Origin of the sequence: Rothia sp. HMSC066G02 (genome assembly GCF_001813145.1) — a bacterium.
GTDB lineage: Bacteria > Actinomycetota > Actinomycetes > Actinomycetales > Micrococcaceae > Rothia.
The window spans coordinates 19694-38261 of sequence record NZ_KV811583.1 but is presented as its reverse complement, the minus strand read 5'-3'; the positions used below and the strand labels follow the sequence as shown (position 1 = coordinate 38261).

The following is an 18568-nucleotide window of genomic DNA, read 5'->3' as shown; positions in this document are numbered from 1 at the left end:
AAGTACACACCTGAATGCCTGATATTAGGTGGTAAACCTGTGGGGAAGCTTTGAATTTTCTCGGAAGAAATAACTTTTGGTGTAAAGCTCGCTGTATCGGAATGCATAAAGCGCTTTTTTAGGGTACGCTCGTATCAGTTGAATATGTCACACTAGCTTGAGCCTTCTCACATTTCAGATGTTGAGACGCATGACACCGGTTCGGGCTCACTCACTGAACATTTACGAGTTTCGGCTCATCACCTCATATCTAGGAGAACTTTATGGATCTCGAGATCCTCCGTCGTACCCCTCTCTTTGCTAACCTCGACGACGCAGCTTTCGCTCTGCTGACCGATGACATTCAGGAGATTGACCTCTCCCGCAACGCCGTCCTCTTCTACGAGGGTGACCAGGACGACCAGCTCTTCGCTGTACTCTCCGGTAAGGTCAAGCTGGGTCGCACCGCCGCTGACGGCCGCGAGAATATGGTTGCAATCATGGGTCCCGGTGACGTCTTCGGCGAGATGGCTCTCTTCGATCCTTCGCCCCGTTCGACCAACGCTGTGGCTGTCTCTGAGACTCGCCTGGCTGCCATCAAGCACGAGTCCTTCAAGCGTGCACAGCAGCTCGATCCCACTATCTCCGATCAGGTTATTAAGACTCTGGCTCGCCGCCTGCGCCACGCTAACGAGGCACTGGCTGACCTGGTCTTCTCCGACGTTCCCGGCCGCCTCGCTAAGGCGCTGCTGGACCTGGCTGACCGCTTCGGCCGCCCCGCAACCGACGGCGTGCTCGTTGCTCACGAGCTGACTCAGGAAGAGCTGGCACAGCTGGTTGGCGCATCCCGCGAGACCGTGAACAAGGCTCTTGCCGAGTTCGTTTCTCGCGGCTGGATCCGTCTGGAGGCACGCGCAGTTGTCATTCTGGACCTGCCCCGCCTGCGCCAGCGTTCCCGCTAAGGTCTCTTTGAGTTAGGGCATTCTAGGACGCCCTCGCTGAAAGACGCACAGCTTAAATAGATCAGGAGCCGTTTCCCTCTGCATGGGGAAACGGCTCCTGATTTCTTTAACGCTTCATCGTACGAGCGAACGGCTGCAATACCCTCTTAGAGCGCACCCATCGCGCCGGTGTATATGGAACCGGTGGTAGCCGGAACCACCTCGGTGAAGGAGAGCATGCACGCACCGTTGTGGGTGACGAGCACGGGCTTCTTCACCTCAATATTGCGGCGCTTGGACAGCCACGCCACGGAAGTCTGTGCCTTCGCCAGCGATTCGAGCATGCACATCACGCCGGGGGTGATGAGCTGGTCGAGGGTGCGTCCCACCGTGTTGGGCTGGCCGATGCGGTCGCCCAGTTCACTGGTGTCCTTGGCTTCGAGCAGTTCACGCACGTTCAGCCAGTCACCCCACACGCCCTTACCGAGCAGCAGCTTCGGGTCCTGACCGACGGGCAACGCCGTGGTGAAGTAGGCGATATCGTAGCGCTTGAGGAAGAAGTCCGGCGACTGCCAACGCGCGACCGGGCGCAACAGGTCGGCGCGCACGCTCAGACCACTGGAGGTCAAGAAGTTAGAGAAGCTCTTGTCCTGCTCGGCAACCGCTTCACGCCACGCCATGAGCTCGGGGGTGCTGGAGCGTTCCACCACGTCCTGATCGTCCTCGCCAGCGAGCAGAATGCCGGTCTCTTCGAAGGACTCACGCACGGCAGCCATGACGCTGCGGCGTGCCTGAGTTACGTCAGAGAAGTGGAACTGCTCTTCCCAGTATTCGGCACCGGGGCCGACCCAGGATGCAGACTCATCATCACCGGGAAGAGCCGTACCACCGGGGAAAGCCACCACACCCAGCGGAGAGGTGCCGGGGCGGTAGGTCAGAATCGTTTCGAGGCCGTTGTCACCATCGCGCACAAAAATGACGGATGCCGCCTGGCGCATCGTGCAACCGGTCGCACCTTCGTTACCGCCTTCACGCCAACTTTCGGCGGCGGTGCGCATGAACTCGGGAATAGTGTAGAGACGCTGGATGCAGGAGGTTCGCGGGTTAGCCGCAGACTGGCGGCCGGTAAACATGCGGGGGCGCTCCACGCCTTCAGCCGGGGTGGGGGTGCCGAAGCGGCGTTCCTGCACCGGCTGGGGTAGAGTCTTGATATCCTGCGATTCGCCGGATCCGTGACCGTCGATACCGTTCACCGTCTTTTGGGTGCCACTTTGTGCTGCCCGCTGAGCCTGGGCAGCACGAATAGCAGACAGCGGCAGCGCGCCGGTGTACAGATTAGACATATTCAACAATGATCTCGACCTCTACGGGCGAGTCCAGGGGAAGAACGGGAACACCGACGGCGGAGCGGGCGTGCTGGCCTGCCTCGCCGAAGATTTCGCCGAGCAGTTCGGAGGCACCGTTAATGACGGCGGGCTGAGCAGTGAAGTTCACCTCGGATGCCACGAAGCCGACAACCTTCACGACGCGCTGCACGCGGTCCAGGTCGCCAATGACGGACTTGACCGCTGCCAGGGCGTTGAGCAGGCAGATACCCGCGTACTTCTTCGCATCCTCGGGGGTCACGAAGCCTTCAGCGCCGGAGTCGGATACCTTACCGGTTTCGGGCAGCGCACCCTCAACGAAGGGCAGCTGACCGGAGGTGTACACGTAGGAACCGGACGTAACAGCCGGAACGTAGGCTGCAACGGGGGCGGGTGCTACGGGCAGTTCGTAACCGAGTTCGCGGATACGTGCTTCAATACGGGATTCAGTCATGATTACTCCAGAAGGATGGCGGGTGCTGGCACCCAAACGGTGATAGGGGAAATGCTGTAAATCTAAACGCTACTGATATTCAGGCAGCTGTTAAACGGCTAACCGGCGGTCTGCCTCATCTATTCCCGCACTCCCCTAGTTATAGGAGAGTCGGGATAGCGAGGTGACCGCCGGGTACGCTGCTCTTAGTCAGCCTTCTCGCGCTTAAAGTAGGCGATGGGGTTGCCCTGAGTCGGAGCGACCATGTTCGACGCGGGGGTTGCGCCAGCAGGTGCGGATGCGCCGGGGAGAACAGTTACGAGCTCCCAGCCATCTTCACCCCAGTTATCGAGGATTGCCTTGGTCGTGTGGATCATCAGCGGTACAGTTGCGTATTCCCATTTCTTCATACCCTCTAGCCTATCGCCCGGTGTTCAATAAGTAAAAGGGATTCACTATGGTTTTGGTCAATGTCCGGCGCTTTTGGGGGCTTTATTCTCAGAGCTGAGGCGCCCACCTCCCTATGGGGTGGCGAGACGGGCCTTCTCTCACAGCTTCATGGGATAAACTGAGTGAATGGCTTCATCTAAGAAAACCCGTGCGCGTCGCCGCCCGGGAGATTTTTTGCAGTTCCTCGCGTTCAGCGTGATTGCCGGTTTCCTCGCGGCAATTATTGTCGTACCCCCTGCCGTGAGCTTGGGTATGGTCACGAACGCGTCGATGTCATGGTTCCAGGACCTTCCTGACGACATTGCCGATGGCATCTCCTCCCGTCCTTCTACTATTTACGCTGCTGACGGCAAGACCGAAATTGCGACCTTCTTCGAAGAGAACCGTGAACCGGTCAAGCTGGATCAGATTTCTCAGCACATGAAGAACGCTATCGTCTCGGTGGAGGACCGTGACTTCTACAACCACGGTGCTGTCTCCGCTATCGGTATCGGTCGTGCGTTCCTGAACAACATCATTAACTCCAACAGCGGCCGCCGTCAGGGTGCATCCACCCTGACCCAGCAGTACGTTAACAACCTCATTGTTGACTCCGCTGTGGCTCGTGGTGAGGACGCTACCGCAACCCTGAACGGTAACAAGACCTACGCTGCAAAGATTCGCGAGATGAAGCTTGCGATCTCTATGGAGCAGAACAAGTCCAAGGACGAAATCCTTGAAGGCTACCTGAACATCGTGAACCTCGGTGGTTCCAACTACGGTGTTGAGGCTGCGGCACAGTACTACTGGGGTATTTCCGCTAAGGACCTGAACGTGGCACAGTCCGCGCTTCTTGCCGGTCTGGTGCAGGCACCGAACGTGTACGACCCGACCGTGAACCCCGAGCTGGCTCGTGAACGCCGCGACATCGTTCTGGGCACCATGCTGCGTGACGGCAAGATTACCGACAAGGAATACAGCGACGCTATCGCCAGCGACATTAAGCTCAACGTCCACACCAAGTCCCAGGGTTGCTCCCTGGCAGGCGACAAGGCGTTCTTCTGCCGCTACGTGGTCAACTACCTGCTGCAGGATGAGTCCCTCGGCGCAACCGCTGAGCTGCGTAACACCGCTATTAAGCGTGGCGGCCTGAAGGTGATCACCACTCTGAACCCCGAGGCTCAGACCGCGGCTAAGCAGGCAGTTGACTCCACCCAGCCCGCAGCAACCAACTGGAACGACGTGAACTCCGCCCTGACCAGTGTTGAGCCCGGTACCGGTCGCGTCATCGCGATGGCACAGAACACCGAGCTCGGCACCCCGGCTGACGCAAACGACCATTCCAAGACCGAGTACAACTACAACGTTGATAGCGCCTACGGTGGTACCCGCGGCTTCCAGCCCGGTTCGACGTTCAAGCCGATTATTCTGGCTCAGTGGCTCATCAGCGGCCGCGGCGCTAACGCTACCGTGAACGGTACCCAGCTGTTCTGGCCCACCAGCTTCGGTTGGAACGCCAAGTGCTACGACGGCGGTAAGTACTACTACACCGGTCAGCCGAACGGCTGGTCCTATAAGAACGCAGTCAACGGCGGTCTGACCTACGGTACCGCTGCGTACGGTATTCGCCAGTCGTTGAACTCGTACCTGTACGGCATGCTCTCCCAGATTGACCTGTGCGATGTGCACGACCTGTCCATCAAGATGCACGCCCTGGACGGTACCGGCGAACCGCTACACAGCATCCCCGACCTGGGTACCAACATTGGTGGTACCAAGTACGGTATCTCCCCGCTGACCAGCGCATCCATGTACGCTATCTTCGCTTCCGAGGGTAAGTACTGCACCCCGCGCCCCATCGAGAAGATCACCAAGACCAACGGTGAAACCATGAAGGAATACCAGAACCAGTGTGAGCAGGTTATGGACCCTGACATCGCAAACGGTGTCAGCTGGGTTCTGAAGGGCGTTATCCAGCCTGGCGGTTCCGCTTCTCAGCGCGGTATTGGTCTGCCGAACGGTTCGGCTGCGAAGACCGGTACGAACGATAACTCCTCCCAGACCTGGCAGGTTGGCTACACTCGTGGCCTGTCCACCGCGTCTTGGGTTGGTTCTAACAACCTCGGCTTCCGCTCCCTGAACGGTGTGGGCATTAACGGTCGAGTCCTCGAGTACGTCGATGGTGCAACCTACGCGGGTGCACAGTGGCAGTCGTTCATGAAGACGATGGCACCGAAGTACAACACGAAGGACTTCACCGCCCCCAGCGATAAGATTCTGTCGTACAGCTAGAATCACAGCTCACCAGCTGAAGCCTGAAAGGCGATTGATAATGTGTGAAAACGCAGTCAACGCCCGCGTCCCCGTGGCGGTCCCCGGCGCACGCGGCTCCTCCCCGCTCCTGAAGAAGGTAGCGGGGGCGGTAGCCGCCACTGCAGCCTTGGGGGCCGCCACGGCGGCGTATGGGCACTTTATTGAGCTGAACAATTTTCAGCTCCGCACCGAGTCCCTGCCGGTGCTGCCCGCCGGGAGCCCCGACTTCAGGATTCTGCATATTTCGGATATGCACATGATTCCGGGCCAGCAGAAGAAGATTGACTTCATGCACTCGCTGGCTACCCTGGAGCCGGATTTGGTGATGAACACGGGTGATAACCTCTCCCACGTGGACGGTATGGGCCCGCTGCTGGAGGCGCTCGACCCGCTCATGGACTTCCCCGGCGTGTTTGTGCCCGGCTCGAATTGCTATTTCGCGCCAGTGTTCAAGAACCCGGCGCGTTACCTGTGGCAGCCGCGCACCCCGCAGATGATTGAGGAGGGCTCGCGCGTAGCACTGCCCATTGAGCGGATGCACGAGGCGTTCGAGTCGCGCGGCTGGACGGGCCTGGTCAACCGCTACGATACGCTGAACCTTAAGGGTCTGCGTCTGGAGTTCTCCGGTGTGGATGACCCGCACCTGCGCTACGATGAGCACCCCGGCTTCGCCCCCGGCGCCTTCGATGAGGGGCAGGAGCCGAGCGTCCGTATCGGCGTGGCGCACGCCCCCTACATGCGTACTCTGCATCGCTTCGTGCAGGACGGTGCGCAGGCTATTTTTGCCGGTCATACGCACGGCGGTCAGGTCTGCCTGCCCGGCGGTCATGCCCTGGTCAGCAACTGCGATTTGCCGCCTTCGCGTGCGAAGGGTGTCAGTGAGCAGTCCGGTATTCCGGTTCAGGTTTCTGCCGGTTTGGGTACCTCTCGTTTTGCGCCGGTGCGTCTGTTCTGCCCACCGGAGGCAATCCTGGTGACCCTCACGGCTCGTGATAAGGGTGAAGCTGACGCTTCGAAAGGTGGCCGCCGCTAATGTCTGAGGCTTCTACAGCACACACGGCTAAGCGCCGCCGTAATCCTTTCCTGGAGACGGCGAGCGAACCGACCCCCGACCCGATCGACTACGCGCACGGTCAGCGTGCCCCGCGCACCCTCGCCGCGTATGCGCGTCCGATTCGTGTGCGCTGGGGCGTGGGCCTGCTCGTGGCGTTCGGTGCCGGTGCCCTTGAGATTTCCATCCCGCAGATGTTGCAGATTATTGTGGATCATCTCTCGCAGAGCACCACTGAGAGCGCCATCTGGATTGCCGGCGGCCTGGTGCTTCTGCTGGGTATTGCGCACGCCTCCTTCATGTATTGGAGGCGCTGGCTGATTGTGGACCCGACCTCCACGATTGAGCTGTCCATGCGCATGAACTTTTTTGACCGCCTGCTCAGTGCCCCGCTTTCTCTGCTGGATCGTTGGCCCTCCGGTCAGTTGCTGACCCGTTCCATGAGCGATTTGGGTACGATTCGCCGTTGGTTGTCTTTCGGTATTGTTCAGATGCTGACTGTTGTGGTGATGTTCCTGGTCGGTGGCTTCTTCATGCTGCGTTCTTCGCCGTCGCTGGCGCTGGTGTTCGTGGTGACCGTGCCGATTCTGGTGCTGTCGCTGGTGAACTTCACCCGCAAGTACTACCGCGCTTCACATGAGATTCAGCAGATGACGGGCGACCTCTCCACCCGCATTGAGGAGTCGGTGCGCGGCATCCGCGTGATTAAGGCGCTGGGCCGCTCCCCCGAGCAGATTCAGGAATATTCCGAGTCGGTAGATGCCCTGCAGGTGCGCGAGTACGGCAGGTCGATGCTGGTGGCTCGTGTTGCCCTGTACCAGGGCCTGATTGTGGGTGTCTCCACGGCGGTGGCGCTGGCCGTGGGCGCCTCACAGGTTGCGGCGGGCACCTTGAGCCTGGGCGCGATGACCGCCTACTTTGCGGTGCAGACGACCGTACTCAGCCATGTGACGCGCTCGACCGCGCTGATGTCTGCCTATTTGAGCTATAAGGTGGCGCTCGAACGCCACAACGAGGTTATGGATGAGCCCGGCTTTGAGGCGGTGCCGCTGGTTCGTGGCTCCGAGGCTGTGTCTGGGCCCGAGCATCCGCAGGGTGCTTCTGATTCGTCAACAGTAGCTGGAGTGTCTGCCGAGGGCGACTCCGGGAAGGAAACTATGCAGTACCCCAGCGGTGGCGCAGTGTCTGTCACTTTCGATCACGTTCAGTTCAGCTACGACGCTATCAAGGCGCCGGCTGAGGCTACCACTGAGGCGAATTCTGAAGTTGCTTCTGAGACGAAGGCACCCGAGGTTTCCGTGCTGAAGGACGTGGACTTCAAGGTCTTCCCGGGTGAGATTCTGGCGCTGGTGGGTGCAACCGGTAGCGGTAAGTCGACCGTGCTGTCGCTGGTTCCGCGTTTCTACGAGCCGACCTCCGGTTCCCTGCGTTTTGGCACCCGAGACACCGCCGACATGTCCATTGAGGAGGTGCGCGCCCAGACCGCGTTCGTCTTTGAGGAGGCGGTGCTCTTCTCCGGCACGGTCCGCGAGAACGTGCTGATGGGCGTTGCCGAGCAGTACGAGCGCGGCACCGAGGATGAGGATTACCCCGCCGCAGAAGAGCTGGAGGCGACCCTCCAGACCGCACTGCAGCTGGCTGCGTGCGATTTCGTGGCGGAGCTTCCGCAGGGTCTGGATACCGTCATTGGTGAGGAGGGTCTGAGCCTGTCCGGTGGTCAGCGTCAGCGTCTGTCGTTGGCGCGTGCTTTGGCGAAGCGCCCCTCTGTGTTGCTGCTGGATGACCCGTTCTCGGCGCTGGATGTGAACACCGAGGAGCGTATTATTACCGGCCTGCGTGAGGGTCTGGAGGGTCTGGCCGGCGCTACTACCCTGTTGACGGCGCACCGCCCCTCCACGGTGGCTCTGGCTGACCGTGTGCTGCTGATGGTTGATGGCACCGTGGTGGCTGAGGGCACTCACGCTGAGCTGATGGACTCTTCGGAGCAGTACCGCCAGCTGATGACGATGGAGGAGGGCTAATGGCCCATCATGGTCCGGCAGAGCGGCGGGAGGAGCTGAGTCCGCAGGAGCGCGCGGAGACTCGCGAACGCTCGATGGCTCTGCTGCGCCAGATGTTGCGCCCGCACCGTGGGGCGTTGGCTCTGTCGATTATTTCGGTGCTTTTGGTGTCGGGTTCCTCGGCGGTTGCACCGATTCTGATTGCCCGCGTTTTGGATAGTTCCATTGAACCGCTCAAGCAGGGTGACGTTTCTCCCCTGCTGACCCTGCTGGTATTTTTTGTGGCGGCTACCGCGGTGACCGCGATTTTTTCGTGGGTCAACGTGGCGTACACGGTGCGTGTGTCGCTGGGCGTGGTGGTGTACCTGCGTAAGCGGGTGTTCCGCCACGCGCAGTCGCTGAGCGTGTCGTTCCATGAGCGGTACACCTCGGGCAAGGTCATTTCGCGTTTGACCAGCGATATTGATACGGTCCGCAGCTTCTTGGACAGCGGCATCAGCCAGTTGGCGATTACCTTGCTGTCCATGGTGATTTCTGCGGTCGCTATTTTCCTTCTGGATTGGCGTATTGGTCTGTTCATGCTGGTCATGGGCGTACCGATTTACTTCTTGACGCGCTGGTTCCAGAAGACCGCGGTGCCGGTTTTCCGTACGATGCGTACCGAGTCTGCGCATTTGACGAGCCGTTTTGTGGAGACTTTTACGGGTATCCGTGCGGTGAAGGCGTTTGGTGCGGAGGCGCAGATGCGTTATGAGTACGCTCAGGCGTCGGAGCGTTACCGCCTTGCGGTGATGGATTCCATTAAGATTTTCGGCGTCTACTCACCCGTGCTGATGCTTTTGGGCAATGTGTTTATTGCCGGTGCGCTAGTGCTGGGTGGTTATGCGGTGCTGGGCGGCACCATGCAGATCGGTACCCTGCTGGCGCTGGTGATTTACGCGAACCGCGTGTTTGAGCCGGTCATGCAGCTGTCCGAGTTCTACAACATGTTCCAGTCGGCGATGTCCGCGCTGGAGAAGCTGTCGTCGTTCTTGGCTGAGGAGCCGGAGGTTGCTGAGCCGGATCATCCGCATGAGCGCGCTGTAGAGTCTGCTGCTGAGTCTAGTGCTGCTGAGGGCGCGTCCGGCTCGGTTCAGGGCGCTTTGGTGGAGCTGGATTCGGCGGTCTTTGGGTACACGTCGGATCGTCACGCGTTGAAGGAGACGACCCTGCGCATTGAGCCGGGTACGACCGTGGCGCTGGTGGGTGCTACGGGTGCTGGCAAGTCGACTATCGCTAAGCTGGTAGCTCGTTTCTACGATGTTTCAGCCGGTCAGGTGCGTATTGACGGCGTGGACGTTCGCCAACTGGCGGATGTGCAGCTACGCCGTGAGGTGCTCATGCTCACCCAGGAGGTGTTCCTGTTCTCCGCGTCGATTCTGGAGAATATCCGCATGGGTAACCCGCAGGCGTCCGATGAGCAGGTGAAGGTTGCCGCAAAGGCGGTGGGTGCTGACGCGTTCATTGAGCGTCTGCGTGAGGGCTACGAGTCGCAGCTGGGCCGCGGCGGTATTACCCTGTCGGCGGGTCAGCGTCAGCTGGTGTCCTTTGCTCGCGTGTTCTTGGCGAATCCGCGGGTGCTGATTCTGGATGAGGCGACGGCTTCGCTGGACATCCCGAGTGAGCGTGCGGTGCAGGCGGCGCTACGAACCGTGTTGGCGGGGCGTACGGCGCTGGTGATTGCGCATCGCCTCTCGACGGTTCTGGGTGCTGATCGTGTGCTGGTGATTCATGAGGGCTCCGTAATGGAGGATGGCTCCCCGCAGCAACTGATTGCCTCCGGCGGTCGTTTTGCGGCGATGTACGCCTCCTGGGATGAGCTGAATCAGGTTCAGGAGACTGAAGCCTAGAAGCTTTATCTGCCCCTCCTCCGAGCGGTGGTGTGCCGCTGTGTTGCGTTCTGATTTTTTTTGGGTTATCCTAGGTGAGTTGCCTACGGTATTTGCTGATAGGTCAACATCGGGATGTGGCGCAGCTTGGTAGCGCGCGTCGTTCGGGACGACGAGGTCGCAGGTTCAAATCCTGTCATCCCGACAGTTAGCCCCGGTCCACTGGACCGGGGCTTTGTCGTACCCGCAGTATTTCTGTTGCAGGCTCCTAGTCAGATTCCTAGTCAGACTCTGGCGCAGATTCTGTTGCAGATGTTGAGTATATAGAGGCGACCCTCTACCCGCGCAGGAACGTGGGGAGGGGGTCGCTTTTGTGTTGAGTTCAGATTCGGCTAGCCGCGCCCGGAGATGAGGGCGAGAATCGCCTCCAGGGGGCCGCGACCGGCAATGGAGCGTGCCATGCGTGACCAGAGGGTGCAGAAGCCCAGGGCGATAACAGCGCCGAGCAGTAGGAAGGCGCTCCAGTACACGGCGGTGCCCCAGCCTCCGGTGGCGATGTAGTGCTCCCCCACGGTGAGAGCCTTGACGGTGGGACCGGCGTAAATAATGATTCCGCTCAGCACAATGGAGGCGCTCAGCGACATCTGGCCCAGGCGGGCGATGGGGGTAAGCATTCCCGCCTGTGCGGAGAGCAGGCGCGCGCATTCGGCCCAGAAGTAGAGGGTTGCCGCGAGGTTTAGGGTTAGCAGCACCTGCGGGCTGTTGAGGAAGCCGAGCTCGGTGTAGGGGTTGAAGGTGCGATAGACGGCGAGCGCCAGCACGGCGAGTACTACGGGGATTGCGAGCTTTGCCTGCAGGTTGTCGTAGAGGCGCACGAGCACGATGCCCAGGCACATGACCCAGATGAGCTGGGCGCTCTGCGCGTGGTTGACGCCGTGGTTTGCCAGGAACGGCAGCTGGGTAGCGGTCCACTGGTCGGCCCGAGCGGCTACGTCCATGAGGAGGGTGTAGGTCCAGGTAATGAAGGGGCTGGTGACTACCGCTAGCACTGCGATTGCCCACAGGGGCAGGTGCACGACGAATAGGGTCAGCAGGGTGAGTAGCGCCAGGTGCACGAGCATGTCGAAGGGCAGGGAGTAGGAGAAGCCCTGCGTCGGTACGGTCACGCCGGCTTGCGGCAGGTAGGTGATGCCCTGCATGAGTGCCACACCCAGTAGCAGCAGCGCGAGGAATCGCACGATGGTTCCGGCAAAGAGCTGCGGAAAGTTTGCGGTGCGGGCGTAGCGCCAGGCGGCGGCACCCAGGATTGCGGCGAAGAGCGGTTCTGCCGGTACGAGGGTCTGAGGGATCCAGAACTTCCAGGACACCGGGATCAGTTGCAGCCAGTATCCGAAGGGGATGAGCAGGCTGAGCACGGCGAAGGCGCGGGCAAGGTCGAGCCCGAGGTCGCGTCGGGTGCCTCCGAGGGAGGCGGCGCGTGCCCCGCTGCTGACGGTGGGGATGGGTTGAGTGCGCCCTGCTGCCATGTCCTCGCTCCTTGTAGTGCCGTGTTTGAGAGTCTGCGCGCCCTACCAGGGGTGTGTGCCCGTGCCAGGGGATGTGCGCTGCCAGGGTATCTGCCGCATCCGGTGGTGTGTGTCGGATGCTCTGGCATAGGTGTTAAGTGTAACGGTGGAAGCTGTGTCTGGTCCGGTGGTGGCGCGGAGGTTTTGCTCTCATGTGGTTTCCTCGTGCGGTTATTTTCGGTGTTCAGGCGCTCGATACGTGCTGTTCAAGTGTTGTTCACGAGGTTAGGTGTGTACCATTGGTACGTTCTTAAAGGTGGGGCAATCCCGCGGGAGCATGATTTCGCTCCTTTTACTGTCCCAAACGCGCCCCACCTGCACACACCACGTTGAGGTTTTATGTTTTCGACTTTTTCCCCGCTTTTCTTGACGGATTTGGGGGCGTCTGGTGCTCTTCTTGCCTCGGGTACGACCCTCTCGGAAGGGTCGAGCCACGATAGCGGCCAGTTTGTGTCCATTTTCTGGATTACGTTGGTTGCGTTGCTTTCCCCGATTCTTTCCCGCGTGACGGGTAAGAAGATTCCGGATGTGGTCTTCCTGCTCATTTTTGGTCTGCTCATTGGCCCGAATATGTTCAATCTTGCCAGCAGTGAGGGCGGCATCCCGCTGCTGAAGGAGCTTGGTCTGGGCATGCTCTTTTTGATTGCGGGCTTTGAGATTAACGTGTCCTCGCTGCGTAGCCGCCAGGGTTATAGCGCTATTGCCACGTGGTTTGTGTGTTTTGCCTTGGGTATGGCGGGTGCGGCGGTGATTACGTCGTTCTCGCGTGAGCTGAATACGTATGTTGCGGTGGGTGTGGCGCTGAGTTCCACGGCGTTGGGTACGCTGCTGCCGATGTTGAAGTCTCACGGTGCCGCTGGCACGCCGGTGGGTAATGCGGTGCTGGTGCACGGCGCTGTGGGTGAGCTTCTGCCGATTTTCGCTATTTCGTTGCTGCTGTCTTCGCGTTCGCCGGGTATGGCGTTTGTGGTGCTGCTGGCGTTTATGGTGGTTGCGGTGATTGTGGCGCTGATTCCTCACCGTCTGTTTGCGCATGTGCCGGGTCTGCGTCAGATTATGGCTGCGGAGGCGAACACTACCGGTCAGACGGTTCTGCGTCTTGCGATGTTCCTGCTGGCGACCCTGATCATGTGCACCGCACTCTTCGATTTGGATGCGGTGCTGGGCGCGTTCGCGGCGGGCCTGATTCTGCGTACTCTGACCCCTCCGGCGGCTTTGCATATGATGACTCGCCGCCTTGAGGTGGTTGGTTTTACGTTCATGATTCCGTTGTTCTTTGTGGTCAGCGGTATGGGTATTGATGTCTCTGCCGTGGTGGCTAAGCCTTTGGGTCTGCTTGCCGTGGTGGTGGGTATTCTGCTGTGCCGTGGTGTTCCGGTGCTTTTGGCGGAGCATTTCTTCGATACCCGTTCGGGGTTGACTACTCGCGCACAGAAGGCGCAGTTGGCGTTGTATTCAGCTGCGGGTCTGCCGATTATTGTGGCGGTGACGGAGGTTGCGACCAGTTCGGGTCTTCTGGAGGAGTCCACGGCATCGTTGCTGGTTGCCGGTGGCGCGCTGACGGTTCTACTGTTCCCGCTGTGGGCGTTGGGTATTCGTCAGGCGTTTGGTTCTGGTCAGCCGGCTCAGCAGGAGCCGAGCCGTAAGGAGCAGATGAATGCGTTGAAGGCTCAGCGTAATGCGCAGGCGAAGCTTGCCACGGGCATGATTCCGGTGGTTCAGCTGAAGTCGCAGGCTGATTCCGAGACCCAGCCCGATTCTGAGTCCCAGCCCGATTCTGAATCCCCGGCCGATGCTCAGCCCGGCTCTGCCGAGGCTACGGACACTTCCGCTGGTTCTAGTGTTGCGTCCCGAGCAGCCTCTCGGGCTGAGGCAAAGAAGCGTAAGGGTTCTGCGGAAAATACGGGTTCTGCAGAGATCTAGTAGCGGCTACGGTACGGTTGCCTTCGGCGTTTTCAAGGTCGGGTTACAAACCGGTTTGAGCGGGTATCTCGCTTACAGTCACCGCAACCTTATGTGGGATTGAATTTATAAAACCACACAATACCAGGCAGTTAAAGCCCTGCAAACCAACATGCATCCCACATATAGGATCAAAACCCACCGCATCCCCTCTTGAGGCTGCGGTGGGTTTTTTGCACCCGAAAGACCCTATAAACCGCGGAAAGATGAGAATCTTCCTTAAATTCGGATTTTTTATGCAAATATTACAGAACATGACGTGTCTTAGCTTTCACGACTGACACTTTGTCCTATAAAATTGAAAGCGGACAGGGAATTTCCCTAAAACACACATAAACCAACATACATACACAGAGTCGCTTCCGCCCCAGCGGGAGCTGGAGCACCTCCCCTCTCACACACGGGAGGCGCCCCTTTCGGGAGTATCCGTGACGATACCCCCGGCGGCTCCCAACCACGGAGGAGGATCATATGGGTCAGAAAGGTAATTATTTCTAACCTCTTATCTCAAGGCCTCGCACTGAATCCTAAAGATTGTCTGCACACACAGTCATTTCCGAAGGAAATATCATGCACCAACTACTCCTCACCGCGAGCACTGGTGGCGTAGAGCTGGACTTCCCGGCCTGGCTCCGAATTACGCACTTCATCAATTTCATTATGATGGGCTTCCTGATTCGTTCAGGTTGGGAAGTTCTCGCCTCTCACCCCCGCCTGTACTGGAACAACCACTGCACCCCGGGTTCTGAGTGGATTAAGTTCACCAAGGACAAGGTCCCTACCACCCCCGGCGCATTTACTGCGCGCGATGACCAGCGCACCCTGTCTCCCCTGATTTCTCTGCCCGGTAAGGCTCAGATTGGTCTGGGCCGCGCATGGCACGCACTGGTCACCGTCATCTGGATCGTTAACGGTCTCGTCTACGTCTCCTTGCTGTTCCTGACCGGTCAGTGGCGCCGTATCGTCCCGACCAGCTGGGACATCATCCCCCAGGCGTGGGAATCCATCCAGATTTACGCTGGTTTCCAGATTCCCTCGATTGAGCATTTCCAGCCGTACGACGCTCTGCAGCAGATTATGTACTTCACCGTGGTGTTCATCGTGGCACCGCTGATGATTGCAACCGGTCCGATCATGAGCCCGGCATTCTGCGGCCGCTTCCCCGGCTACGTGCGTCTCTTCCGTAACCGCCAGACCGCACGTTCCATCCACTTCCTGGGTATGGCCTTCTACTGCGTATTCACCGTCATTCACGTGGCTCTGGTGTTCGTGGTTCACCCCCAGTACAACATCGCCCACATGATGCTGAACAAGCCCTATAACGAGGTGGACGCAGCACAGTTCGCTCAGGCAGTCACCATGCTCATTGGCGGTATTGTCTTTGCCGTCGCTCTGTGGATCTTTGCTTCGTACTGGTCCCTGCGCGACCTGCGATTCACCCAGACCTTCATTTGGGGTCTGACCCAGCCGATTCGTAACGTCCTGCTGGACCGTATCACCTCCCGTCAGGTGCAGAAGAAGACCTTCACCGATGCCGATATTTCGCCCTTCCACTGGGTCAACACTCGCCCGCCGACCGAGCGTGAGAGCACCGAGTGGAACCGTCTGAAGGAGCACGAGTTCGTTGACTACCGCCTCGAGCTGGGCGGCCTGGTGAAGGAATCCAAGTCCCTGAGCATTGACGAGCTCAAGCAGCTGGGCAAGGAAGTCAACATCACCATGCACACCTGCATGCAGGGTTGGACCGGCATTGCCAAGTGGGAGGGTGTACGCCTGCGCGACGTTCTCGCACTGGTCGAGAAGACCGACGAGGCACGCTACGTTATGGTGACCTCCTTCGGCCACGTGGGCCACACCTACGACGGCCGCCCGACCGAACCCTACTACGAGTGCCTGGACATCTCCATGGCAATGGAAGATGAGACCATCCTGGCGTGGGGCATGAACGACAAGCCCCTGCCCGATGTGTACGGTGGCCCGCTCCGTCTGCGTGCGGACTCCATGCACGGCTACAAGATGGTCAAGTGGGTTCAGAAGATCGAGTGGATCAAGGACTACCACGATGTTGGCGATGGCCAGGGCGGTAGCCGCGAGGACTCCGGTCTGCAGCACTTCGACGCACGTGCCTAAGCGCCAACGCGGAGGCATCGCTACGGTAGAGCCTTCAGCGCTCCGCTAGGTAGCGCGTCGATAAGCAACCATATAAAGCACCGAACGGTGGCGGGTACATGGGCCCGCCACCGTTTTTGCATCCTCATGACTGGTGCATATGCTTCTGAAGACTAGGAGCCTCGAGGGCATAAAGAAACCGCCCGGGAGCCTTAGCTCTCGGGCGGTTTCTTTAGAGGTTTGCCTTCTGGCGCTGCACCTTAAGCGTCGTAGATGATGACGTCCAGGGTACGGGGGCCGTGCACGCCCTCCACGCGGATCAGCTCGATATCACTGGTTGCCGACGGACCGGAAATCATGGTCACAGGGCGGGTGTAGGTGATACGCTCAATCGACTCGGGAACCAGCTCCACCACGGTGGAACGGGGAACCACGCAGATGTGGTGGTCGGGCACCAGGGAGATGGCGCGGCGACCCTCATCGGGGTTGGTGTTCAAGAAGATCGTGCCGGTCTCTGCGCAGGAGACGGTCGAACCGGTGACCACAGCGTCAACTGCGTCCAGTTCTTCCAGGCTCAGGCAGCCGGGCTTGAGGGTGCTACCGGAGTCGGTGACGCGCTTGCGGTCAGCGGTGTCAGCCGGCAGCCACTCCATGTTCAGGCCCTCGGGAACCACGTAGGTGGACTTTTCACCCAGTCGCTCTGCGATGACCTTGGAGATGTTCTCCTTGTTCGCGTGGAACACGTTTGCCTTGTAGTCAATGAGGCGGTCGACGAGCATCTCAATGGTCTGCTCTTCGTTCAGCTCGCTGACGCGGCGGTAGTTACGTACGGGCTCGGGGGCGACGGGTGCGTCAGCCAGGGACGAGCGGATACGTGCGAGGATATCTTCCTTAGCAGAGGACATTAGTTGTTCTCCTTAGCTTCACGGGCTGCCTGGGCGTCCATAGCTGCCTTGGCGTTTGCTGCCGCCTCAGCGACCTTACCCTTGTTTGCCTCGATGAGGGCCTGAATGTCAACGCGCTGTGCGTTATCGCGTGCCGGAGCCTGACCCTTCTCCTTCTTCCACCAGTTGCGGAAGGATTCCTTGGGGGGCTCGGGGATGTCGCGGTATGCGGTCCAGCCGCCGACGATACCGGGAACAGCGGTGATCTTGTGCTTGCGGCCGCTAATGAGGCGGGACATGGGCAGACCACGTTCTGCAATCGACATCATCTTGCCGGAGGTGAAGAGCTTCTTCGCACCGAGCATCATGCCGTCCATCTGCGAGAAGGGAGCCTTCTTGTTGCCCTCGAACTCGCGGATAGCGTGCTTGGACTCGACGTCCTTAGCGCGCAGGTGCACGAGGACCTCGGGGAAGTTAATCTTCACGGGGCAGACCTCGTAGCATGCGCCACAGAGGGAGGATGCGTACGGCAGGGAGTTGTTCTCTGCAGCCTCGATACCGGAGAGCTGCGGGGACAGAATCGCGCCGATGGGGCCCGGGTAGGTGGAGCCGTAGGCGTGACCGCCTGCGCGCTCGTATACGGGGCACACGTTCATGCAAGCGGAGCAGCGGATGCAACGCAGTGCCTGGCGGCCCAGCTCGTCGGACAGAACGGCGGTACGGCCGTTGTCGATGAGGATGACGTGCATGTTCTGCGGGCCGTCACCGGGGGTCACACCGGTCCACATGGAGGTGTAGGGGTTCATGCGCTCACCGGTGGAGGAGCGGGGCAGCAGCTGCAGGAATGCCTCGTAGTCCTGGAAGGTGGGCAGAATCTTCTCAATACCCATGAAGGTAATGAGGGTGTCGGGCAGGGTCAGGCACATACGGCCGTTACCCTCGGACTCCACGATGGTCAGGGTACCGGTCTCGGCAATACCGAAGTTGGTGCCGGAGACTGCCACGGTGGTGTTCAGGAACTTGTTACGCAGACGGTTACGCGATGCCTCTGCCAGTTCTGCCGGCTCATCGGTGATGTCCGGGTTAATACCCTCAATTTCGCGCAGGAAGATGTCGCGGATTTCGCGGCGGTTGCGGTGAATTGCGGGCACCAGAATGTGGGAGGGGCGGTCGTGGCCGAGCTGGACGATTTCTTCCGCGAGGTCGGTCTCAATAGCGTTGATGCCATTTTCCTCGAGGAATTCGTTCAGGCCGGTCTCTGCGGTTGCCATGGACTTAATCTTGATGATTTCGTCCACGCCCTGCTCGCGAATCAGGTCCAGAGCAATCTGGTTCGCCTCGGTGGCGTTGCGTGCCCAGTGCACGTGGCCGCCTGCGGCAGTGAAGTTACGCTCGAACTGTTCGAGCAGCTCGGGCAGGTTCGCCAGAACGTAGTTCTTGACGGACTCACCGGTGTTACGCAGGTCCTGCCAGTCGGGCACCTCTGCGGTGACGCGTGCGCGCTTGTTACGGATCGCGTGGGTCACGAAGCGCAGGTTGGCGCGTAGCTGCTCGTTCTTGAGCTCTTCCTTCGCGTACTTGGGGAAGGGGGTTTCTTCGAAAATGTTGCCCTCGCCGTAGTGAACGACCTTGGGCATACCAAGCTGAATAGCGGTCATGAGGTCTTATCT

The 18568-nt window shown here is 59.6% G+C and carries 13 protein-coding genes and 1 tRNA gene; 8 read left to right on the top strand and 6 right to left on the bottom strand.

The window, feature by feature from the left end; genetic code table 11:
* Nucleotides 1-263 precede the first annotated feature (263 nt).
* On the top strand, nt 264-941 hold the full coding sequence (locus HMPREF2894_RS01200) for a Crp/Fnr family transcriptional regulator (protein WP_012902921.1): 678 nt from the start codon (nt 264-266) through the stop codon (nt 939-941).
* A gap of 146 nt (nt 942-1087) precedes the next feature.
* On the opposite strand, the gene HMPREF2894_RS01195 is transcribed toward HMPREF2894_RS01200, so the two are convergent.
* The 3 genes from HMPREF2894_RS01195 to HMPREF2894_RS01185 form a co-directional block, all read right to left on the bottom strand.
* Entirely contained in the window at nt 1088-2263 is a 1176-nt protein-coding gene (locus HMPREF2894_RS01195) for an NUDIX hydrolase (RefSeq protein ID WP_070677494.1), read from the bottom strand.
* Nucleotides 2256-2738, bottom strand: a complete 483-nt coding sequence (locus HMPREF2894_RS01190) for a RidA family protein (RefSeq protein WP_049340984.1) — start codon at nt 2736-2738, stop codon at nt 2256-2258. The genes HMPREF2894_RS01195 and HMPREF2894_RS01190 overlap by 8 nt, the downstream gene beginning before the upstream one ends.
* A 185-nt stretch (nt 2739-2923) precedes the next feature.
* Complete coding sequence (locus HMPREF2894_RS01185; protein WP_005504647.1) at nt 2924-3127, bottom strand: DUF4177 domain-containing protein; 204 nt, start codon at nt 3125-3127, stop codon at nt 2924-2926.
* Nucleotides 3128-3293: 166 nt separating this feature from the next.
* Here HMPREF2894_RS01185 and HMPREF2894_RS01180 point away from each other — a divergent pair, with 166 nt between their 5' ends.
* The 5 genes from HMPREF2894_RS01180 (at nt 3294) to HMPREF2894_RS01160 (ending at nt 10583) form a co-directional block, all read left to right on the top strand.
* The gene (locus HMPREF2894_RS01180) at nt 3294-5438 is read left to right on the top strand and encodes a transglycosylase domain-containing protein (protein ID WP_070677492.1); all 2145 of its coding nucleotides are present in this window, start codon (nt 3294-3296) and stop codon (nt 5436-5438) included.
* A 40-nt stretch (nt 5439-5478) separates the two neighbouring features.
* Nucleotides 5479-6492, top strand: a complete 1014-nt coding sequence (locus HMPREF2894_RS01175; RefSeq protein ID WP_070677490.1) for a metallophosphoesterase — start codon at nt 5479-5481, stop codon at nt 6490-6492.
* Complete coding sequence (locus HMPREF2894_RS01170) at nt 6492-8531, top strand: ABC transporter ATP-binding protein (RefSeq protein ID WP_070677488.1); 2040 nt, start codon at nt 6492-6494, stop codon at nt 8529-8531. Before HMPREF2894_RS01175 ends, HMPREF2894_RS01170 begins: the two co-directional genes overlap by 1 nt.
* Complete coding sequence (locus HMPREF2894_RS01165) at nt 8531-10399, top strand: ABC transporter ATP-binding protein (RefSeq protein ID WP_070677486.1); 1869 nt, start codon at nt 8531-8533, stop codon at nt 10397-10399. The genes HMPREF2894_RS01170 and HMPREF2894_RS01165 overlap by 1 nt, the downstream gene beginning before the upstream one ends.
* A 110-nt stretch (nt 10400-10509) precedes the next feature.
* Nucleotides 10510-10583: transfer RNA gene (locus HMPREF2894_RS01160), tRNA-Pro, on the top strand.
* A gap of 187 nt (nt 10584-10770) precedes the next feature.
* Here HMPREF2894_RS01160 and HMPREF2894_RS01155 read toward each other — a convergent pair.
* Nucleotides 10771-11904: a hypothetical protein gene (locus HMPREF2894_RS01155; protein ID WP_070677484.1), complete on the bottom strand. Its 1134-nt coding sequence runs from the start codon at nt 11902-11904 to the stop codon at nt 10771-10773.
* A 378-nt stretch (nt 11905-12282) separates the two neighbouring features.
* On the opposite strand from HMPREF2894_RS01155, the gene HMPREF2894_RS01150 reads away from it, so the two are divergent.
* Nucleotides 12283-13866: a cation:proton antiporter gene (locus HMPREF2894_RS01150; RefSeq protein ID WP_049349832.1), complete on the top strand. Its 1584-nt coding sequence runs from the start codon at nt 12283-12285 to the stop codon at nt 13864-13866.
* A gap of 609 nt (nt 13867-14475) precedes the next feature.
* Nucleotides 14476-16035, top strand: a complete 1560-nt coding sequence (locus HMPREF2894_RS01145) for a molybdopterin-dependent oxidoreductase (protein WP_005504634.1) — start codon at nt 14476-14478, stop codon at nt 16033-16035.
* 239 nt (nt 16036-16274) lie between these two features.
* On the opposite strand, the gene HMPREF2894_RS01140 is transcribed toward HMPREF2894_RS01145, so the two are convergent.
* Both HMPREF2894_RS01140 and HMPREF2894_RS01135 read right to left on the bottom strand, forming a co-directional pair.
* A complete protein-coding gene (locus HMPREF2894_RS01140; RefSeq protein ID WP_005504632.1) occupies nt 16275-16919 on the bottom strand; it encodes a LutC/YkgG family protein in 645 nt (214 codons plus the stop codon).
* Nucleotides 16919-18556, bottom strand: coding sequence for a lactate utilization protein B (locus HMPREF2894_RS01135; protein WP_070677482.1), 1638 nt, complete (start codon nt 18554-18556; stop codon nt 16919-16921). Before HMPREF2894_RS01135 ends, HMPREF2894_RS01140 begins: the two co-directional genes overlap by 1 nt.
* Between the last annotated feature and the right edge of the window lie 12 nt (nt 18557-18568).

Coding starts and splice junctions, on each gene's coding strand:
- HMPREF2894_RS01145 (WP_005504634.1), top strand. CDS start 14,476: ATGCACCAACTACTCCTCACCGCGAGCACTGGTGGCGTAGAGCTGGAC.
- HMPREF2894_RS01140 (WP_005504632.1), bottom strand. CDS start 16,919: ATGTCCTCTGCTAAGGAAGATATCCTCGCACGTATCCGCTCGTCCCTG.
- HMPREF2894_RS01195 (WP_070677494.1), bottom strand. CDS start 2,263: ATGTCTAATCTGTACACCGGCGCGCTGCCGCTGTCTGCTATTCGTGCT.
- HMPREF2894_RS01180 (WP_070677492.1), top strand. CDS start 3,294: ATGGCTTCATCTAAGAAAACCCGTGCGCGTCGCCGCCCGGGAGATTTT.
- HMPREF2894_RS01190 (WP_049340984.1), bottom strand. CDS start 2,738: ATGACTGAATCCCGTATTGAAGCACGTATCCGCGAACTCGGTTACGAA.
- HMPREF2894_RS01150 (WP_049349832.1), top strand. CDS start 12,283: ATGTTTTCGACTTTTTCCCCGCTTTTCTTGACGGATTTGGGGGCGTCT.
- HMPREF2894_RS01170 (WP_070677488.1), top strand. CDS start 6,492: ATGTCTGAGGCTTCTACAGCACACACGGCTAAGCGCCGCCGTAATCCT.
- HMPREF2894_RS01200 (WP_012902921.1), top strand. CDS start 264: ATGGATCTCGAGATCCTCCGTCGTACCCCTCTCTTTGCTAACCTCGAC.
- HMPREF2894_RS01155 (WP_070677484.1), bottom strand. CDS start 11,904: ATGGCAGCAGGGCGCACTCAACCCATCCCCACCGTCAGCAGCGGGGCA.
- HMPREF2894_RS01175 (WP_070677490.1), top strand. CDS start 5,479: ATGTGTGAAAACGCAGTCAACGCCCGCGTCCCCGTGGCGGTCCCCGGC.
- HMPREF2894_RS01165 (WP_070677486.1), top strand. CDS start 8,531: ATGGCCCATCATGGTCCGGCAGAGCGGCGGGAGGAGCTGAGTCCGCAG.
- HMPREF2894_RS01185 (WP_005504647.1), bottom strand. CDS start 3,127: ATGAAGAAATGGGAATACGCAACTGTACCGCTGATGATCCACACGACC.
- HMPREF2894_RS01135 (WP_070677482.1), bottom strand. CDS start 18,556: ATGACCGCTATTCAGCTTGGTATGCCCAAGGTCGTTCACTACGGCGAG.